The sequence below is a fragment of the Acinetobacter sp. MD2 genome (assembly GCF_035615575.1).
Lineage (GTDB): Bacteria > Pseudomonadota > Gammaproteobacteria > Pseudomonadales > Moraxellaceae > Acinetobacter.
The window spans coordinates 441,522-460,827 of record NZ_VTDK01000001.1; the positions used below are offsets into that span (position 1 = coordinate 441,522).

Below are 19,306 nucleotides of genomic sequence, written 5' to 3' on the forward strand. Positions count from 1 at the left end.
TTTAATTAGTCTACTTGCTGAATATCAAAACCAAGTTGTTCAAGCTGTTCACGTTTTGCAAACGGCGCAACCACAGCTTTTACAGGCTGAACTTGTAATAAATATTGCTCAGTTACCCGTTTTAAATCATCTAAAGTGACCGCCAACAAACGTGAGCGCATTTCATTTCTAAATTTTGGCGTACGATTATGCAATAAAGCATAACATGCGGTAATCGCTTCGCCCGCAGGTGAACCCGGTTTATCCATGCCTGCAATTAAACCTAAAATTGCTTCTTCAAGTTGATGCGGCTGATGTACTGAAGTCATCATCCACTCTAAACTCGCTTCAAAATCAGCAAAAGTTTCAGTTAAACGTGGATCACGATAGCTAAAGAAACGGAACGCACACGCATTACCATCATAGTTTGCACCACCGCCGTAAGCACCGCCTTTCTCACGAATGGCACTATGTAAGAAACCATTACGTAAATATGCCGCCAAGACCATTAACGGCGCAGCATCAGGGTGTGTTACTGTCACCGCAGGATATGCCGAAGCACAGAACTGTACATTGGTTTGAATCAACCACGCTTGGTTTTGTGTGGTGAGTGTTTGGTTAAAATGTTGCAATTCAGGTTTTTGTGCAGTGACAGCAACTTTATCCCATACCTGTTGTACCTGCTCAACCAAAACATCGCTATGTGCATCTTCACACACCAACAAAAATTGCTTAGGTGCTTGTAACAATATTTGGTGAATGTTTTGCAGCTCTTGAATAAAGGCTGCATATTCAGTTTCATCGGCTTCAATACGGGCAATTAAGTCACCCAGCCAATTTAATGCGCCCAAACCTGTATTGGTGTAATCGCGCTTCGCAAGGCCACTCATATTACGAGAAGCTGCTTGCATAGCATAACTATGCCCTGAACCTGACAAACGCGACTGCCAACGGGTTTTACGTTGTTGTAACAACTCTAAAATACGTGATTTCTCATCAAAACGAAGCTGTTCAAATGCTACTTTTAACAGTTCAATGGCATCAAAACGGTTCGCTAAAGATTTTGTGGTGAGCGTTAGCCATGCGCTAATTTTTTCGCCGTCGGTCACATCACTACGTAATGATGCCCCCATGCCCAAACCACCACTAAGTGCAGTTTGTAACTGCTGCAAGCTCAAGTAATCGTGTTCACCTGCACCAACCTCACCCATTAACACCGAAAGCAAACCAAAATACGGTGAGTGCACAATTTCATCCGGAATTTGAATCAAAACTTGTTGATAATACAATCCGTTCGTGCCTGCGTGATACAAATGCAATGGCAGATCTAAACCATTACTAATAATCTCACGCAATTGCCCTTGTGCAATTTGTAGTGCCGCAGGAATATCCTCTAAGCCCACTTTTGGCAACAAGTTTAAGTCATCTACGGTTTCTTGACGCTGTTTGAGCGCTTCGGTATTGGCTTTAATCTCAGCACGGTCTTGCTCAGTTAATGTTGCGGCAATATCATCTAAACGTGCTTGTTCCGCCGCTTGCTCTTGTGCAGATTGTTCGGCATTTGGTACCAAGGTGAGTTGCACACGATGCGGATTATCTAATAGGTGAGTTTGAATTAAATTCGACAACCACATTGGGTCTTTGAGTTCTTCTTTCACCATCGCAATGGCGTGATCAACATCCCACACCCGCACAGGGTCGCTGTGATGAATCACACTGCCCAAGCCATTTAAAATTAAGCTTAAACCATAAGGCGAACCATCCCCGCCAATTTCACGTTGATGTAGCTCAATTTGGTGCAAAATGGAATCAATCACAGCTTGGTCAATTGGTTTTGAGGCAACATCTTGCAAAATGTTTATTACACCGTCTTTAAAGGTTTCGGCATGCTCAGCTTCAGAACCTTGCACGGCACAATAAAAAGTCATCTCAAAATTACTGTCATCCACGCCCATAAATGGACCGGTTGAGTCGGCATAACCACAGGTTTCTAAGTAATGACGCAATGGTGATGCTGAGTTTTCAAGCAATACACCTTCAACCAAACGCATACCCAAACGTAATTTAATATCGCTCGATTCAGGTAATAACCACGACAGTACATGATAAGTTTTGTCTTTTAAATCATCACTATCAACTGCATAAGTTTCAGTCACACTTATCGGTGCAGCTAAACGCTGTTCGGGCGTTGAATGTAAAGTGGTGCCTTTTTCAAACTTATGTAAGGCTAAAGTTTCAAGTTGCTCTTGCAAGTCATAAGCCGACTGATTACCAAAGCTCATAAAAATCGCATTACTTGGGTGATAATGTGATTGATAGAAACTTAATAATTCGTCATAGCTTAAATCGGGGATGTCTTTTGGCTCACCCCCCGAATTGTAATGATAAGTGGTTTTAGGGAATAGATGATGTGCTAAACGATGATAAAGCTGATCTGAAGGTGAGCTCATTGCCCCTTTCATTTCATTAAATACCACACCTTTAAAGACCGGCTGATTGTTTTCGTCTAATTCAACCCGAATACCTTCTTGGGCAAAATCTAAGGGATTTAAATTTGCAGCAAATACTGCATCTAAATATACCGCCAATAAGTTTTGAAAATCTTTTTTATTTTGCGTTGCAAATGGATAAGCTGTCCAATCTGCTGCGGTAAACGCATTCATAAAGGTATTCAGTGAACGGCGAATCATTAAGAAAAATGGGTCGCGCACAGGAAATTTTTCTGAACCACATAAAACCGTGTGTTCTAAAATATGCGCCTCTCCCTTAGAGTCCATTGGCTGTGTACGAAAAGCCACTAAAAACACATTTTCGTCATTCTCGCTTGCCAAATGGTAGTGCACTGCACCTGTAACATGGTGCTTATATTCATAGACTTGAATATCTAAAGCCTCGACATGGTGTTGACGTAACAACTGAAACGCAGGATGAACAGTTTTCGAAATAGTTTCAGTGACATCTACAGTCATGTGATCTCCTATAAAATCTTCATTCATTATGATATTGGCATTATAGCGGTAGAAATTATTTTTTTTCACATAAAACGTGATTGTTTTGCTACCAAATAGTAGGTTCTTCATATATTCATGGTACAGCTTTCATCCGATAAAAGATCAACAACAGAAATACCCTGAAAAAGCATGCTAAAATAATTCTAAATTTTTCATCTTTACTGCAAAATTACGACCCAATTATCGTGAATAAAAGAGCATCTCGACCGCATTCTTTCCCTCTCGGGGCACATTTAATTGTGAAACATTTTGGCTATACTCATCATGGTATTTATGCAGGGCGTGGACGAGTCATTCATTATTCGGGTTTGGCACACTTTTTTAAGAAAAAACCCATTGAAATGACTTCAATTCGCCAATTTTCACATGGTAAAACCATTCGCATACGCCATTATGAGCAACCCAAATACCGAGGACGTGCCGTAGTCAAACGGATGCGATCTCGCATGCATGAAAATCAGTATCATCTAATTATCAACAACTGTGAACACTTATGCAGTTGGGCAATTACAGGAATTGAAAGCAGTCCGCAAGTATTTAAAATGATGAATCGTTTAACCACGATTGGCTATGTCAGCTCTATTATGAGCTATATGAATAGTTTATTCTTAACACTTGCCACCACCAGTTTTGCATTGGTGCTATATATTAAAAAGAAACTCAAAGACCAAGCAAAAATTAAACTCATTCGGACACTAATCGAACAACAACGCACAGACAAAACTGAGCGCTAATCGGTCAATATTTTGGCTTTATTTTCAAGTACATTTTCATCAAGCAGTTGATTAGACGCGATAATTTTTTTACCAATATAATAACCATCTTGCTTACGAATTAAAATAATTTGCGTATGCAAGCTAATTTCACCAAATTCAGAACGAACTTGAACATAATGTAATTGTCCATATTCATCCCGCACTCGGGCTTGCGCTGTTCGTTCAGGACGAGCATTACCACTGCTAATGGTGGCTAAGCGCCCCAATAAATTGAGCTGCCGCACTTCAAGTTTTGATTGAATCACTTGATCTAAACAGTGAATCATAAAAACAGTAAAAAACAAGGCAACAACCGAAGCAGGTAGTAACAAGTAAATTACAGAAGCAAATTTTTGCTGATATGCAAAGAAGAAAAATTGTAAAAAGTAGCCTGCAAAACTAAAATTAATTAGAAAGAAAATGACAATTAGAATTTTCGAAAACTTAATTTGTAAGAGTGAACTTTGCCAACCTTCGGGCACAAAACGGCGTAAAAATGAAAATGGCCGTGCCCCCAAATAAAAGCCGATGGTTTCGACAATACTCAATACAGCCAATGCCACCACACTCAAATGAAAGGGTAACAATTCGGTATGCGTCAGGAACTTGTGCCATGGCACAAGATTAGCGCAAATAGATTCCACCATCAGAATGCACTTCAATTGCTCGTTTTTGTAAAAACTCCCCAGAACAAGGCCCTGCGACACACTCACCAGTGTCGACTTGGAACAATGCACCATGGGTTGAACATTCAATATACTCTTGATCTTGATCAAGAAATTGATTTTCTAAAAATTCTAATTCAACCTGTAAATGAGGGCATAAATTTTTGTAGGCATAAAACACGCCATCACGCTGCGTGATAAAAATTGTATCACCATCAGGCAATTCAAACGCCCGAGCTTCACGTTCAGGCACATCCTCAGTCATACAAATCTTATGCATTAAGCAAGATCCACTTCCATTGTTTGTAGCAGTTTAGCATATTTTTCAATTGGCAAACGAGGACCAAATTGAGCAACGACCTCACTTGAAATCAGCACTGCCAGTTCTGCAGCTTGCTCAACATCAAAACCACGTTGAATCGCATAAAGGAAGGCGCCCGCAAATGCATCACCCGCACCATTGGTGTCTACGGCTTGAACTTTACGACCCTTTACATAAATTTTTTCATTTTGTGTTGCAACTAAAGCACCTTTTACCCCTAAAGTCACAACTACAGTTGTATTGCATTCAAGCAACGCTGCAACTGCATCATCCAACTGATTTTGCTGTGTAAACATTAATGCTTCTTGCTCATTACAGAACAATAAATCTACACCTTCAGCCAACATTTCAGTTAAACCTGCACGTGCATATTGCACCATTGCAGGGTCAGATAAAGAAAGTGCAACTTGAATTTTGTTTTGCTTTGCAATGGTGCGTGCTTTTAAAACTGCGTGACGCGCACTGTCACTTGTCGACAAATAGCCCTCAATATATAACCATTTTGCATGGGCTAAAGCGACATAATCAATTTCGTTGATAGATAAATCAGCCGTCGTACCTAAATAAGTATGCATCGTGCGTTCGGTATCGGGTGTAATAAGTACCATACACGTTCCCGTTACGCCTTCACAAAATGACTGCTCTGCCGTACGAATGCCGACATCATTCAAACCATTAATATAAAATTGCCCTGCTTCACCTTCTCCCACACGGCAACCATAAAAGGCTCGACCACCTAAAGCAGCAAAGGCAACCGTCGTATTTGCCGCAGAACCACCACTGGCTTGTCCTTTATAGATTTGGCTTTCAGTTAAGCGTTGATATAAAGCAGTCTGTGTATCACCATCGGTCAATTGCATTGTGCCTTTTTGCAAATTTTGTTCAGCCAAAAATACATCTGAAACCTGAAACTCTTGGTCAATAATGGTATTGCCAATTGCAAAAAGATCGAGAGAAGACATCGCTTTATCATCGCAGAAGGAAAGAAAGGCGCTTATTCTACCTCAAGCAGGATCAACACAGTAGCCTATTAGAAAAAATTCGGCTCAGTTTCCAAACAAAAACTGAGCCGAGCAAAGTGGTTTAAATTAAACCACTGCGGTCATACCACCATCCACAAAGAGATTTTGACCTGTCACGAAATTACTTGCTGGTGAAGCAAGGAATACCAAAGCGCCTGCAAGTTCTTCAGGGCGTCCCCAACGTCCAGCAGGTGTTCGTTGTTCAAGCCATGAGGTAAAGTTTTCATCAGCAACAAGCGCACTGTTCATATCTGTTGCAAAATAGCCAGGAGATAAAGTATTGACCTGAATATTGTGACGCGCAAGGTCGGCTGTCATACCTTGTGTGAGTAGCGCCACACCACCTTTACTTGCAGCATAAGGTGCGATCGTTTGACGTCCTAATGCCGACTGTACAGATGCAATGTTAATAATCTTACCCGAGCCACGAGCAATCATGTGTGGCGTAATGAAGCGAGACACATAAAAAACACTTGATAGATTGGTCGCGATAATATCATCCCAATCAGACACTGCAAATTCTGCGAAAGGTGAACGGCGTTGGATTCCCGCGTTATTGACCAAAATATCTGGCACACCAAAGCGTGCAACAAGGTCATTTACGGCTGTTTCAACAACCGCAGCATCTTGTACATCAAACAAAACGGTATCTGGTCGCGCACCGTAAGTTTTCTCCCACTCAAGAGCAGCACTTTCAAGTACTGCCGCGTCACGGCCATGCAAAATAACACGCGCTCCAGCTGAGGCGAGCGCCCCAGCCAAAGTGTTTCCAAGACCACGAGAAGACCCTGTCACAAAAGCGAGTTTACCGCTAAGATCAAACATAAAAGCTCCTTAAAAAATCTCAAATATCACAAGTGTGATCGCGAAACCGATCACCGACTCCAAAGACTGTTGCACAGTCCAAGTTTTGAGAGTGGTCTTAACATCCATCCCCATCAAACGTCCCATTAGCCAGAAACCACCATCGTTGACGTGACCTGCAAAGACCGATCCTGCAGCAGTTGCCATAGTGATACACGCAAGCTCCATCGGTGAAAATCCAGCCGCAGCCACTGCAGGTGCTAGCAGACCCGCAGTGGTGACCAGTGCAACAGTTGCTGAACCTTGGGCAACACGTAATATCGCAGCAATCAAGTAAGCCGCAAAAATGAGCGGTAGGCCAAGCCCATTGAGACTTGCTGCAAGAGCATCCCCAATTCCTGATGCACGCAGCACACCACCGAACATCCCACCAGCGCCCGTGATGAGAACTACGGAACATATTGGAGCAAGCGAACGGTCAACAATCTTCTCAAGCGCACTTCCATGTATTCCTCGGCAACTACCCAGTACAAACATTGCAACGATAAGAGAAATAAGAAGCGCGATTTCACTTGTGCCAATTAAAATGAGTGCACGTACCCAAAGCTGATGACCATCAACAACCCCAGCCGAGACAAGAGACGTAAGTCCTGTGTTCATAAAAATAAGTAAAAGTGGAATAGTAATAATACCAATCACAGTGCCAGCAGAGGGTGGATTGGTCGGTTCAACATCATCTTCAGGGCTACCAAAGAGTGCTAAAACGGGCAAAGGAATGCGTTTGTTAATGTATTTTGCCCACAAGTAACCTGAAAGATACCATGTTGGAAGCGCGATGATTAAGCCCAAAACAAGCACAATACCAAGGTTAGCCCCATAAGTTGCCGTTGCAGTCACAGGACCTGGGTGCGGTGGCAAAAAGATGTGCATTGCTGAAAGTGCCGATGCTGAGCTTAAACCATATAACAACAGATTCTGACCACCAAGACGGCGCGCAACAGCAAATACAATCGGTAGCATGACGATAAGACCCGCATCGAAAAAGATCGGGAAACCCATAATCAGCGAAGCAACCCCCAATGCAAAAGGTGCACGTTTTTCACCGAAAATGCTGACCATTTTATCTGCGAGGATGCGTGCACCACCACTCGATTCAACCAAACTACCCAGCATGGCACCCAAACCAACAAGCAATGCAACGTGACCTAAGGTACCACTAAAGCTATTGACGAGAACTTTAGAAATGTCTTCGAGTGGAATACCGGTAGTAATTGCGGTGAGCAAAGATACGAGGATAAGTACTAAAAAAGCGTGTACTTTGAGTCTGATGACCATGAACAGGATGAGCGCAATAGCCCCAGCTGCAATGCCCAGCAGGGGGAAAGTCCCTAGTGTCTGAGTCCATTCTTGCATTACATATTCTCCATTAAACAAAATGGTAACAATCGCAGAGATATCTGTGATAGCTGCCTAGTAAATGACGCTATCCATAAGCATCACATCAAAATATTATGTTTTGTAACAGTAAGTCAGGTTCTATCGCATATAGAAATTAATGTTAAAAGCATGACCATATGTCTTTTTATCTATTCAATTGACAAATAATCTATTATTCAAATCAAAGTTCCTTTGTCTAAGATCGGTATTAATTTTCTTTCTATTCTCTATAAGATGATTTTTGTACTCCTAAACACTTTACAATCCAATATTTCTTCACTCGTTTTTAAATAAAATAATGATTTTTCTAAATACGATTCTTATACTGGTTTTTTCCGATTGTAATCGAATTTAATCACGTGATCGCAAGTGATTCACCATATCGATCGGTCATTATTTGCGCCACATGATACAAGTTTAGGGAATAAGCCAAATAACCCGTGATGTACGCTGCAATAATGTTATTTAGGTAATATCATCGTTTAAATGCATTAGCAATTAATATTTCAAATTTCTATAAAAATAATAATTCAGCTCAAATTTTCAATACAAAAAATCTTAAATTATTGATCTTCGTTCTGAATATTATCTTCTGTTAAATATAACTGCTCTGTCCCTTCGGTAAATGCTTGCTGCTGCTGAATACGAACAATCATTTTTTCCAATACATCAATCAATTGTTGATATTCGTAATGTTGAACTTCTTCTAGATTAAGCAACAAATGGAAGCCCTTATATTCATAATCAAACCATTGCTGTAAATCTGAATACACACCAGTATATTTATCCATAATCTGCCATGTATCAATTGCTTCACTTAAACCTTTAAGTTGCATTGGTTCTTTAGGAACACAAATAAAATCATGTTTAATTAATTTATAGGTGGAATCCGAGATCAAAATTTCGTCAGGGCTTGCAGCCGCTTGTAAACGTGCCGCTAAGTTAACATCGTGACCAATTAAGGTATATGACATTCGGTCATCTGAACCATAATTTCCAACGTGGCAATATCCTGTACTCACCCCCATACGAATATGCAGTTCAGGGAAGCCCATTTTTAACCAGCGTTCGCGCAAAAAATGCATTTGTTGACGCATGGCCAGTGCCATTTCAACACAATTTTTCGCATCTTGCTCGACACCACTCGACTGTGGGTCACCAAAAAAGATTAGCATCCCATCGCCAATAAACTTATCTAAAGTGCCTTCATAGCGCTTGGCAATACCAGCCATATGGCTTAAATAATCATTTAAAACAAAAGCTAAATCATCAGGGATTAATTTTTCTGCCAATTGGGTAAAACCAATTACATCTGCAAAAAATACTGTCATTTTTTTACGTTTATAATCAATTTTTGCTTGTGTATCGCCACGCATAATCGATTGCCACAACTGCAAAGGTGCATAACGACTAAGCTGATTAGCAAACATCACATAACGATTCATTTGCTCTTGATAATAATTTTTTGTTGAAATTAACTCCTGTATTTGCATACGATTATAATAATGAAGCAATCCAATACATAAACCAAAACAGGCAAGGCTATAAATGGTTAAAAGCGAACTACCTTGATTAAAGTAATAATCAAAACCATAAAAGAAATAACCGCTCAAATAAAATACAAAAATTGCAATTAGCGCAGCAATACTAAAATTAATATAATCAATTTTATAAACCGTACTCACATAAAAAATACAGATTAAGGCTAAACCACAAAACACCAACGAACAATGTGTTGCAGCTAAAGCTGCGGCAACAACGGCTAAATCTAAGATAAAAATAGTGGGCCGAACTTGCTCCACCGTCCACTGCTTTGCAAAATGATATAAAAATTGATTAATTAGAAAAACAATAGCAAAAAAGAGAAATACAACATAATGCTGCACATTTAGAGGCAAAGAAAAGTAATATAAGAGCACAGCAAAAGAAAGCATCAGATATGCCATAAGCCGAAAAATACTTTCCTGATGTCGCTTATTTTTTATTATTCGCTCAAATGGCACTTTTGCCTAACCTCTACGCAACATTATGCAAGTGATTTTAGTCCATACGCCAATCAAATGGCATATCACCTTGACCACGAAGTGCTAGCATGAGCGTTTGACGCATATGTGCCAATACATCATTGCTATAAGGTACAGCGGGTGCACCCCATACTGGTTTTGGCCAAGCGCTGTCATTTTGATAACGTACAATGTGATGAAAATGTAATTGTGGCACCATGTTACCTAAAGCAGCGACATTCATTTTATCGGCACGGAAAACACGCGACAATTGGCTCGACAACCAACTTGACTCACGTAAAAATTGTTCTTGATCGGCTGGGCTTAACTCATATAGTTCGGTCACGCCAGGCACACGTGGAATCAAAATCAACCAAGGGAACTGCATGTCGTTCATTAAACGGCATGTCGATAATGGAAAATCGCCCACAAGAAAAGTATCTTGGGCTAATTGCGGATGTAAGCTAAACATATCTTTATATATCGTAAAAATAACGAAAAGTGGCTTCATACTATCATATCCAATTTCACATGAATATGAACTGTGTAAGCTTTTGTATGCTTAATTGCTCATAAACAAAAGGAATGCCAACTTCAACATTCCTTTTGTTTCACCATCACTTAAAAATTATGCTTCATCAAGCTAGCATTAGGTAATATCTCGCTGAAGCTGCACCAGTAAATCTTGAATAAAGCGGATACGTTTGTCGTATTCTTCTAGTCTCAGCAGTACTTTTAAACGCTGACCACCCTCCATTCTAAAATAGGTCGGTTGTTTCTGCATCATTTGAATAATACTGATCGCCTGCACAGGAGTTTCAGGGGAAAATTCGATATACCCCCCATTTTGATGAAGATCAATTTTAGTGACACCTAAGTTCTCAGCTTGTAGGCGAATATCATGCACACTAAATAATTGCTTCACCGCAACAGGCAAAATACCAAAACGGTCAATTAATTCCATGCGAATATTGGCCAGTTTCTCTGCGCTACTGGCATTACTAATGCGTTTATAAAACAATAAGCGCTGATGTACATCACCCAAGTATTCATCAGGAATTAGCGCAGGCATATGTAAGTTAATTTCGGCAGTTAGACTTAACGGCGCATCAAAATTCGGCGTTTTGCCTTTTTGAATGGCTTTGGTGGCTTTTTCTAACATTTCCATATACAAGCTATAACCAATTGCCTGCATAGAACCACTTTGTTTTTCACCGAGTAATTCACCCGCGCCACGAATTTCTAAATCTTCCGTTGCCAACATAAAGCCCGCACCAAGCGTTGAGGCACGCTGAATCGCATCAAGGCGTTTTTCGGCATCGCCTTTTAACCCTTTAATGGATGGAACAAGCAAATAAGCATAAGCTTGATGATGCGAACGCCCCACTCGCCCACGCAATTGGTGCAATTGTGCCAAGCCTAACTTATCAGCACGTTCAATAATAATGGTATTGGCATTTGGTACATCAATCCCTGTTTCAACAATGGTTGAACACACCAAAACATTATATTCTTTGTGATAGAACTGCTGCATGACTTGTTCAAGTTCACGCTCTCGCATTTGCCCATGTGCGACAGCCACACGCGCTTCAGGCACTAAATTGCGAATATTTTCAGCGGTGCGCTCAATGGTATCCACTTCATTATGTAAGAAATACACCTGACCACCACGCAGTAATTCACGTAAAATTGCTTCTTTAATGGTCTCATTGGTTTCTTCTTGCACAAAGGTTTTCACTGCCAAACGCCGTGCCGGTGGTGTGGCAATAATCGACAAATCACGCATGCCGCTAAACGACATATTTAAGGTGCGTGGAATTGGCGTTGCAGTGAGTGTTAGCATATCCACATCGGCACGCAAAGCTTTAATACGCTCTTTGTCACGCACACCAAAACGATGTTCTTCATCAACAATCATTAAGCCCAACTGCTTAAATTGAATGTTCTCTTGCAAAATTTTATGGGTTCCAATCACAATATCGACTTTACCTGCTGCCAAATCTTCAATGGTAGCATTATGGCTTTTGCTAGAGCCAAAGCGTGATAAGACTTCGACGCGAATTGGCCAATCAGCAAAACGGTCTTTAAATGACTCATAATGTTGCTGTGCCAACAAGGTCGTTGGCACCAACACGGCAACTTGACGACTATTTTGCACTGCAACAAACGCTGCCCGCATTGCCACTTCGGTTTTACCAAAACCAACATCACCACACACCAAACGGTCCATTGGTTTTGCAAGTTGCATATCGTGTAAAGTTGCATCAATCGCATTGGCTTGGTCTAAAGTTTCTTCATACGCAAAGCCACTAGAAAACTGCATGTATAAACGCTGATCAAGCTCAAATCCATAACCTGGTTTGGCTTGTCTACGCGCTTGAATATGTAATAATTCCGCAGCAACATCATGAATTTGCTCTAAGGCTTTGCGTTTGGCTTTACTCCATTGGTCACTACCCAATTTATGTAATGGCGCTAGATCAGGGTCGCCGCCACTATATCGGCTAATTAAATTTAAGTTCGATACAGGCACATAAATTTTGGCTTCATCGGCATAATTGAGCTGTAAAAATTCATGTTCTTGTTCATCAATGGTTAACGTTACCAAACCTGCATAGCGTCCCACTCCATGATCTAAATGCACCACAGGCGCACCAATGTTTAATTCAGTTAAACTGCGTACCAAAAATTCTTCTGAAATTTCTTGCTGGCGCTTCTTACGGCGTTGCACCACGCGGTGTTCATACAACTGATTTTCAGAAATAATCGCCAATTGATCATGAAGCAATAACCCGCGATCTAAAGGCGCATTGGTAATCGCAACCGAATAATTCGACTGCACAAAGTCAGCAAAAGAGCTAACTTGTGGAATATCGCCAAAACTTGAACGTAACGCATCTTTTAAAGTTTCACGGCGCCCTGCACTTTCCGCCACAAATAACACAGGATAATTGGCGGCATCGACATAGCTTTTAATTTTATGAAATGGGTATTCCGACTTTGCATCCACAGCCAACTGCGGTGGTGCTAAAGTATTTAAATTGACCGTTCCTGCTTTATCTGCAAGTGTTTCGGCTGAAACCACCATCCGTCGAAAACGATTTAACTGCTGCGCGAGTTGTTGCGGTGCTAAAAACAGCTCATCTGGCGCTAAAATCGGCTGATCGATATTGTGCCTGCGGTCTTCATAACGGCGCATCACATCCTGCCAAAATTGTAGCAAGGTTGCATCTAAATCATCTGTTGCGACAATAATAGTATTGGCAGGGAAATAATCGCTTAAACAGCTCTCATTTTCCATTTGTGCGGCTGTAAAAAATAATGGAGAATAAAATTCTAAACCTGATGATGCAATGCCTTCTAATACATCTTGATAAATTGGATTTTTCTTTGGATTTGCAGTTGGGAATTTTTCAGCGTAGCGTTCTCGAAACGTTGCGCGTGCATCTTTTAATGGAAACTCTTTCGCAGGCAGAACCCGAAATTCAGTTAAATTTTGCGTCGTACGCTGAGTTTCTGGGTCAAAAAATTTCAGCGTATCCACTTCATCATCAAACAAATCAATACGAATCGGCGCTGATTGCCCTGATGCATAAATATCCATGATACTGCCACGCACTGCAAACTCGCCGTGATCATAAACCGTATCCACCAATTGATAACCCGCTTGGATTAAACGCTTTTTTTGTTGTTCGGCATTAAACTTTTGCCCAACCTGAATATTAAAATGCTCACCCAAGACCCAAGACACCGGCGAAACACGCTGTGCAAATGTGGTTGCAGATACCAATAAAACTCCATTTTTGGGCATATCAGATAAAATTGCCAAGCGTTCAGACACAATATCTTGATGAGGAGATAAACGGTCGTACGGTAAAATTTCCCAATCGGGGAAAATCGTTGGCTTTAAACCATAAAATTCAAATTCGCTTTCGAGTTGCGCCAAATGCTGATTATTTCGGGCAATCAATACAAATAACCCTGTCGATTGTTGCGCAATCTCTTTAAACAGTAATGCACTGGCCGAGCCTAATAACCCACCAACCCAGCGTTTTTCATGTTGTTTAAATTTTTCTAGGTTGAGTAATTGAATTTGCTTAGAAAAAATAGACATGGAGCGTCGCAATCACCTGTTTTTAGATGACTCAAATAGTAACACGTCTATTTTTATCTGTTCAGCGCAATTGCTTAATTTTCTTTTGCTAACATTTCAATAGTTTCTTTTTCTGAATAAAGCAAAATTAAAATATACTCAAAACAACGTCATTATGTAAATCATACTTCTTCTTACATTAAAGAAATGGTTCAAATAAAAATGCAGCATAAAAGAGCAATACTTACTGCCTTTATTATTTAATCAACGGCTGATCCACAATTAAAATACCGTTATTATCGGCATAGACATATTGTCCCGATGCAATATTTACATCGCCAAATTGAATATTGACATTGACTTCGCCCAGACCTTGGCGATTACTCTTGCGCGGTGTCGCTGCCAAAGCAAAAATACCAAGCTCCAAGGTTGCAAGTACATCTACATCACGCACACAGCCATAAATGATCACACCATTCCAATGATTTTTGACCGCAGATGCTGCAATTAAATCACCCATTAAGGCACAATTCATTGATGCTGCACCATCAACAATCAAGACTTTCCCTGCACCCTCTGTCGCCAAGATTTCTTTCACCCGTGAGTTATCTTCAAAACACTGCACAGTGACAATTTCACCTGCAAAGCTTGCAACCTTGCCATAGCGCTTAAACGTATAGCCATTTAAATACGGCGAAATGACTTGAATATTTCGATCTGGATAATCATCCAATACATCACAGGTCACAAATGAAGTCATAAGATGTTACTCGAAAAATATTGAATCTCTAAATTATCATAAATTTTACATGCTTCAACTTGTGTAGCTGCCGCCGCGACCAAAGTTTGAGCCACTTGCATAGCCGTCACAGGTTTATGCTTATAACGCTTTGGTAAATACTTTTCAGTCAACAAAAATGCCGATTGTGCTAATTTTTCAAATAAACGTGTATCGGCATGCTCACCAATCAATAATGACGGGCGTAAAAATGAAATTTTTGCCAAATTCAAGGCTTGGACATCACGCTCTAACTCACCTTTCACCCGAGTATAAAAGAAAGGTGATTGCACGGATGCACCTGCCGCACTAATTAGAAGATAATGTGCTGAACTTTGTTGCAAAAGTTGTGCAAAATGCATGTTAATGCCGTAATCAGTTTCATAAAAACATTGTTTTGATTTTGCCTGTTTTAGGGTTGTTCCCAAACAGCTAAAAGCATGACTATAACCTTCTACATCTTCAGGCTTTAGCATAAGGAAATTAGCTAATACGATTTGCTGCACTTTTGAAATTCCAGCATATTGTTGCTGAAATTTTCGAACAATAAGCGTAACTTGTTTGTAGTCGTTTGAAGTGAGCAACAACTCAACCAGTTTCCTTCCAACCAATCCCGTTGCACCAATAATGATTGCACGCTTCATACCACATTCCCCACATTGTTTGTTTTTTATGATTTTACAATTTTAACGCCCTATTTTTGCACAATTTTTGTTCTTTTTTTACATCTAAACCAGATCAAACCTTGATAATACTTGACTTCCGAGCAATGTTTTATCAAAATAACGCACTTGTTTACGGGCTGGTTCAAGCAAATTGAATCACTTCAATCTGTTTCAGCCCGCCCAGACCAATCTATTTAAGGAGTGCAAGAGTGGCAAACTCTGCTCAGGCAAAAAAACGTGCGCGTCAAAACGTTAAAGCGCGTAAACACAACGCAAGCTTGCGTTCTATGGTTCGTACTTACATCAAACGTACTGTAAGTGCAATTGCTACTGGTGACCACGCTGTTGCGACAGAAGCTTTCAAAAAAGCTGTTCCTGTTATCGACCGTTTGGCTGACAAAGGCATCATCCATAAAAACAAAGCTGCTCGTCACAAGAGCCGCTTAAATGCACAAGTTAAAGCTTTAGCAGCTTAAGCGATTGCATTAAGAAAAGCCCCTGATGGGGCTTTTTTATGGTCTAAATTTTATGAAACAGTCACCATACCAATAAAAAAACAAAAAAATGGGAGCCAAAGCCCCCACTTTTCATCATTCAAAACAATTATTTCTTCTCAGGCTTAAAGCTGTCTTTTAAATCTAAGATACGGTTAAACACAGGTTTTTCTGCACTGTGATCGTAACAGTCTGCCACAAAATAGCCTTCACGCTCAAATTGGAAACGATCTTCAGGATTTGCCAACGCCAATGCAGGTTCAACAAAGGCGTGTAAAACTTGTAATGAATTTGGATTTAAATTATCTAGGAAATCATCACCCGTTTCTGGGTCAGCTTCGCTAAACAAGCGGTCGTAAATACGAACTTCGGCAGGCACGCCTTTACTTGCAGATACCCAATGAATCACGCCTTTTACTTTGCGCCCTTCAGGGTTTTTGCCTAAAGTTTCAGGATCAATTGAACATTTAAGCTCAATAATTTCGCCGTTTTCATCTTTAACCACTTCATCACATTTCACCACATAAGCATGGCGTAAACGCACTTCACCATCAACAGTTAAGCGTTTAAAGCCTTTCGGTGGAACTTCTTCAAAGTCTTTACGGTCGATATAAATTTCTTTGGTGAGTGGGATGACACGTTCGCCCATGTCGACATTTGGATGACGAGAATGGGTTAAATCTAAATCTTCAGGCAAATTGGTTAAAGTAACTTTGAGTGGATTTAATACTGCCATACCACGTGCAGCCGTATTTTCTAACGATTGACGGATACAGAACTCAAGCATAGCCACATCAACAATACCATCGGTTTTAGACACACCAACGCGCTTACAAAAATCGCGTAAACCTTCAGGCGTATAACCACGGCGGCGCATTCCCACCACCGTTGGCATACGTGGGTCGTCCCATCCATTAACAAAACCACCTTCAACTAAACGGCGTAATTTACGCTTAGAGGTAATGGTGTAATCAATATTTAAACGAGAAGATTCATACTGACGTGGCACAGCAGGCGAATGAACTTTCGCAATCACCCAATCGTAAAATGCACGATGATCTTGGAATTCTAAGGTACACAATGAATGGGTTACGCCTTCAATCGCATCTGACAATGGATGTGCATAGTCATACATTGGGTACATTTTCCATTTATCACCCGTTTGGTGATGCTCAGAATGCAACACACGGTACAAAATTGGGTCGCGCATGTGGACATTCGGGCTTGCCATGTCAATTTTAGCACGCAGCACCGCTTGACCTTCTTTGAAAGTACCATCACGCATTTGTTCAAAACGCGCTAAGTTTTCTTCAATTGACGCATCACGATATGGTGAATTTGCACCCACTTCAACAAAATTACCACGATTTAAGCGAATTTCTTCCGGGCTTTGTAAATCAACATAGGCATCGCCTTGTTCAATTAATTGCACTGCCCACGCATATAATTGGTCGAAATAACTCGAGGCATAACAAGGTTCTCCTTGCCAGTTAAAACCTAGCCATTTTACGTCGTTGGCAATACCATCCACATATTCTTGTTCTTCAGCATCAGGATTGGTGTCATCAAAACGTAAATTACAGTAACCGTTGTATTCTTGAGCAATACCAAAGTTTAAACAAATGGCTTTAACATGACCAATGTGCAAATAACCATTTGGTTCTGGTGGAAAACGCGTTATAACAGTCTGGGTTTTGCCTTCAGCAACGTCTTGGGTGATGACCTGACGAATAAAATCTAAGCCTGCTTGTTGTTCTTGCTGCGTGGCTTCGACAGGTGTGGAATGGTTCGATGTCGGTGGATTAGGCAGAGTTGAAACAACATCAGTCGGCTTCATAGGGTTAAATCACTTCTATTTAAAAACAAATTAGGATAATTAAAACGCGATCAGAGTTTTTTAACAAAGAAAATAACGTTTATACTTGCTATGTAGTTTACAGTTTGCTTATGCTTCTCTCAACAAAAACCCATGGCTTTTTGCCATGTCTAGGAGATTATGGAATGAGTTTTCCTCAAGTTGAATTAAATACCAACAAAGGTCGTATTGTTCTTGAGCTGAACAGCGAAAAAGCGCCTAAAACAGTAGCCAACTTTTTAGAATATGTTCGTGATGGTTTTTACAACGGCGTAATCTTTCACCGCGTGATTGATGGCTTCATGATCCAAGGCGGTGGCTTTGACGAAAACTTCAAAGAAAAAGAAACACGTGATTCAATTGAAAACGAAGCAGACAATGGCTTAACCAACGATGCAGGTACAATTGCCATGGCACGTACTCAAGCACCGCACTCAGCTTCTGCTCAATTTTTCATTAACGTGAAAAATAACTCATTCTTAAACCATTCTGGCAAAACCACACAAGGTTGGGGCTATGCTGTATTTGGTAAAGTAGTTGAAGGCTTAGACATTGTTGAACAAATTAAAGGCGTTCGCACTGGCAACCGTGGTTACCATGCAGATGTTCCTTTAGAAAACGTTGTCATTGAAACTGCAACAATTATTGCTGAATAATTGTAGGTTAAAATATTGTGACGACTTATCTGTTTATTGCAGATTTACATTTGTCACCAGAACACCCTCGACTTGTTCGAGGGTTTTTTGCGCTGCTTGAAAAATATCGGGACCAACAGACTCAACTCTATATTTTAGGGGATTGGTTTAATACGTGGATTGGTGACGATTTTACCAGCCCATGGCTCGATGAAATTGTGATAGCTTTAAAAAAATTTAATGCGCATGGCAATCAAATTTACTTTCAAGCGGGTAACCGTGATTTTGCCTTAGGACAAACTTTTTTAGATCAATTTGCAGGGATTTTACTGCCTGACACTTACTTTTTAGACATTGCAGGACAGCATTATCGCCTTGAACATGGCGATGCACTATGCACCGATGATATTGCTTATCAACGCTTTAAAAAGATCATTCGCAATCCTTTTTTACTTAGGCTATTAAAGAAAACACCTCTATCATTTCGCCAAAATTTAGCGCAAGGTTTTCGTAAAAAAAGTACCTCTGCCCAAAAAAATAAAAGTTATAGCATCATGGATGTCAACAATAATGCAGTTAAAAGTGCTATGCCCGCACATATAGACTATTTAATTCATGGACACACCCATCGTCCTGCAATACACCAATTGAGTGCCAATCAACAACGGATTGTGTTAGGTGACTGGCGAGAAAATCCTGCTGAGGCCATGATTTTAGAAATTTCTGCACAAGGTGATCTACGTTTTTTTGCTTGGCAGTTTTAACTTAATTGTTCTTAATTTCAGAAA

At 40.4% G+C, this 19,306-nt stretch carries 16 protein-coding genes; 4 read left to right on the forward strand and 12 right to left on the reverse strand.

Features of this window, described 5'->3' with window-relative positions; genetic code table 11:
• Positions 1–5: 5 nt before the first annotated feature.
• Positions 6–2,948, reverse strand: coding sequence for an insulinase family protein (locus tag FXN70_RS02110; protein ID WP_324645761.1), 2,943 nt, complete (start codon positions 2,946–2,948; stop codon positions 6–8).
• A 227-nt stretch (positions 2,949–3,175) separates the two neighbouring features.
• Between FXN70_RS02110 and FXN70_RS02115 the strand changes: the two genes are divergently transcribed.
• Positions 3,176–3,724: a lecithin retinol acyltransferase family protein gene (locus tag FXN70_RS02115; RefSeq protein WP_324645762.1), complete on the forward strand. Its 549-nt coding sequence runs from the start codon at positions 3,176–3,178 to the stop codon at positions 3,722–3,724.
• Here the strand turns inward: FXN70_RS02115 and FXN70_RS02120 are convergent.
• The 10 genes from FXN70_RS02120 to FXN70_RS02165 all read right to left on the reverse strand — a co-directional run bounded on the left by FXN70_RS02120 (position 3,721) and on the right by FXN70_RS02165 (position 15,513).
• Entirely contained in the window at positions 3,721–4,365 is a 645-nt protein-coding gene (locus FXN70_RS02120; protein WP_420714349.1) for an OB-fold-containig protein, read from the reverse strand. The genes FXN70_RS02115 and FXN70_RS02120 overlap by 4 nt on opposite strands.
• Before the next feature lie 4 nt (positions 4,366–4,369).
• Positions 4,370–4,675: a Rieske (2Fe-2S) protein gene (locus FXN70_RS02125; RefSeq protein WP_324646053.1), complete on the reverse strand. Its 306-nt coding sequence runs from the start codon at positions 4,673–4,675 to the stop codon at positions 4,370–4,372.
• A gap of 14 nt (positions 4,676–4,689) precedes the next feature.
• Positions 4,690–5,694, reverse strand: a complete 1,005-nt coding sequence (locus tag FXN70_RS02130; protein ID WP_324645764.1) for an adenosine kinase — start codon at positions 5,692–5,694, stop codon at positions 4,690–4,692.
• Positions 5,695–5,820: 126 nt separating this feature from the next.
• On the reverse strand, positions 5,821–6,579 hold the full coding sequence (locus FXN70_RS02135; RefSeq protein ID WP_324645765.1) for an SDR family oxidoreductase: 759 nt from the start codon (positions 6,577–6,579) through the stop codon (positions 5,821–5,823).
• A 9-nt stretch (positions 6,580–6,588) separates the two neighbouring features.
• Positions 6,589–7,971, reverse strand: coding sequence for a GntP family permease (locus FXN70_RS02140; protein WP_324645766.1), 1,383 nt, complete (start codon positions 7,969–7,971; stop codon positions 6,589–6,591).
• 587 nt (positions 7,972–8,558) lie between these two features.
• Entirely contained in the window at positions 8,559–9,998 is a 1,440-nt protein-coding gene (locus FXN70_RS02145; protein WP_324645768.1) for an adenylate/guanylate cyclase domain-containing protein, read from the reverse strand.
• A 37-nt stretch (positions 9,999–10,035) separates the two neighbouring features.
• Positions 10,036–10,470: an HIT domain-containing protein gene (locus FXN70_RS02150; RefSeq protein WP_324646054.1), complete on the reverse strand. Its 435-nt coding sequence runs from the start codon at positions 10,468–10,470 to the stop codon at positions 10,036–10,038.
• 177 nt (positions 10,471–10,647) lie between these two features.
• The gene (mfd, locus tag FXN70_RS02155; protein WP_420714350.1) at positions 10,648–14,112 is read right to left on the reverse strand and encodes a transcription-repair coupling factor; all 3,465 of its coding nucleotides are present in this window, start codon (positions 14,110–14,112) and stop codon (positions 10,648–10,650) included.
• A 235-nt stretch (positions 14,113–14,347) separates the two neighbouring features.
• Entirely contained in the window at positions 14,348–14,851 is a 504-nt protein-coding gene (gene rraA / locus FXN70_RS02160) for a ribonuclease E activity regulator RraA (RefSeq protein WP_324645769.1), read from the reverse strand.
• Entirely contained in the window at positions 14,848–15,513 is a 666-nt protein-coding gene (locus FXN70_RS02165; RefSeq protein ID WP_324645771.1) for a nucleoside-diphosphate sugar epimerase, read from the reverse strand. Before FXN70_RS02165 ends, rraA begins: the two co-directional genes overlap by 4 nt.
• Positions 15,514–15,743: 230 nt before the next feature.
• Between FXN70_RS02165 and rpsT the strand changes: the two genes are divergently transcribed.
• Complete coding sequence (gene rpsT, locus FXN70_RS02170; RefSeq protein ID WP_324645773.1) at positions 15,744–16,010, forward strand: 30S ribosomal protein S20; 267 nt, start codon at positions 15,744–15,746, stop codon at positions 16,008–16,010.
• A 127-nt stretch (positions 16,011–16,137) separates the two neighbouring features.
• Here the strand turns inward: rpsT and FXN70_RS02175 are convergent, their stop codons facing one another.
• A complete protein-coding gene (locus FXN70_RS02175; RefSeq protein ID WP_324645774.1) occupies positions 16,138–17,865 on the reverse strand; it encodes a glutamine--tRNA ligase/YqeY domain fusion protein in 1,728 nt (575 codons plus the stop codon).
• Positions 17,866–18,029: 164 nt separating this feature from the next.
• Here FXN70_RS02175 and FXN70_RS02180 point away from each other — a divergent pair, with 164 nt between their 5' ends.
• Positions 18,030–18,539 carry a peptidylprolyl isomerase gene (locus FXN70_RS02180; RefSeq protein WP_324645776.1) on the forward strand — a complete coding sequence of 170 codons (510 nt, stop codon included), beginning with the start codon at positions 18,030–18,032 and terminating at the stop codon, positions 18,537–18,539.
• Positions 18,540–18,556: 17 nt separating this feature from the next.
• Complete coding sequence (locus FXN70_RS02185) at positions 18,557–19,282, forward strand: UDP-2,3-diacylglucosamine diphosphatase (protein ID WP_324645778.1); 726 nt, start codon at positions 18,557–18,559, stop codon at positions 19,280–19,282.
• The last annotated feature ends 24 nt before the right edge of the window (positions 19,283–19,306 follow it).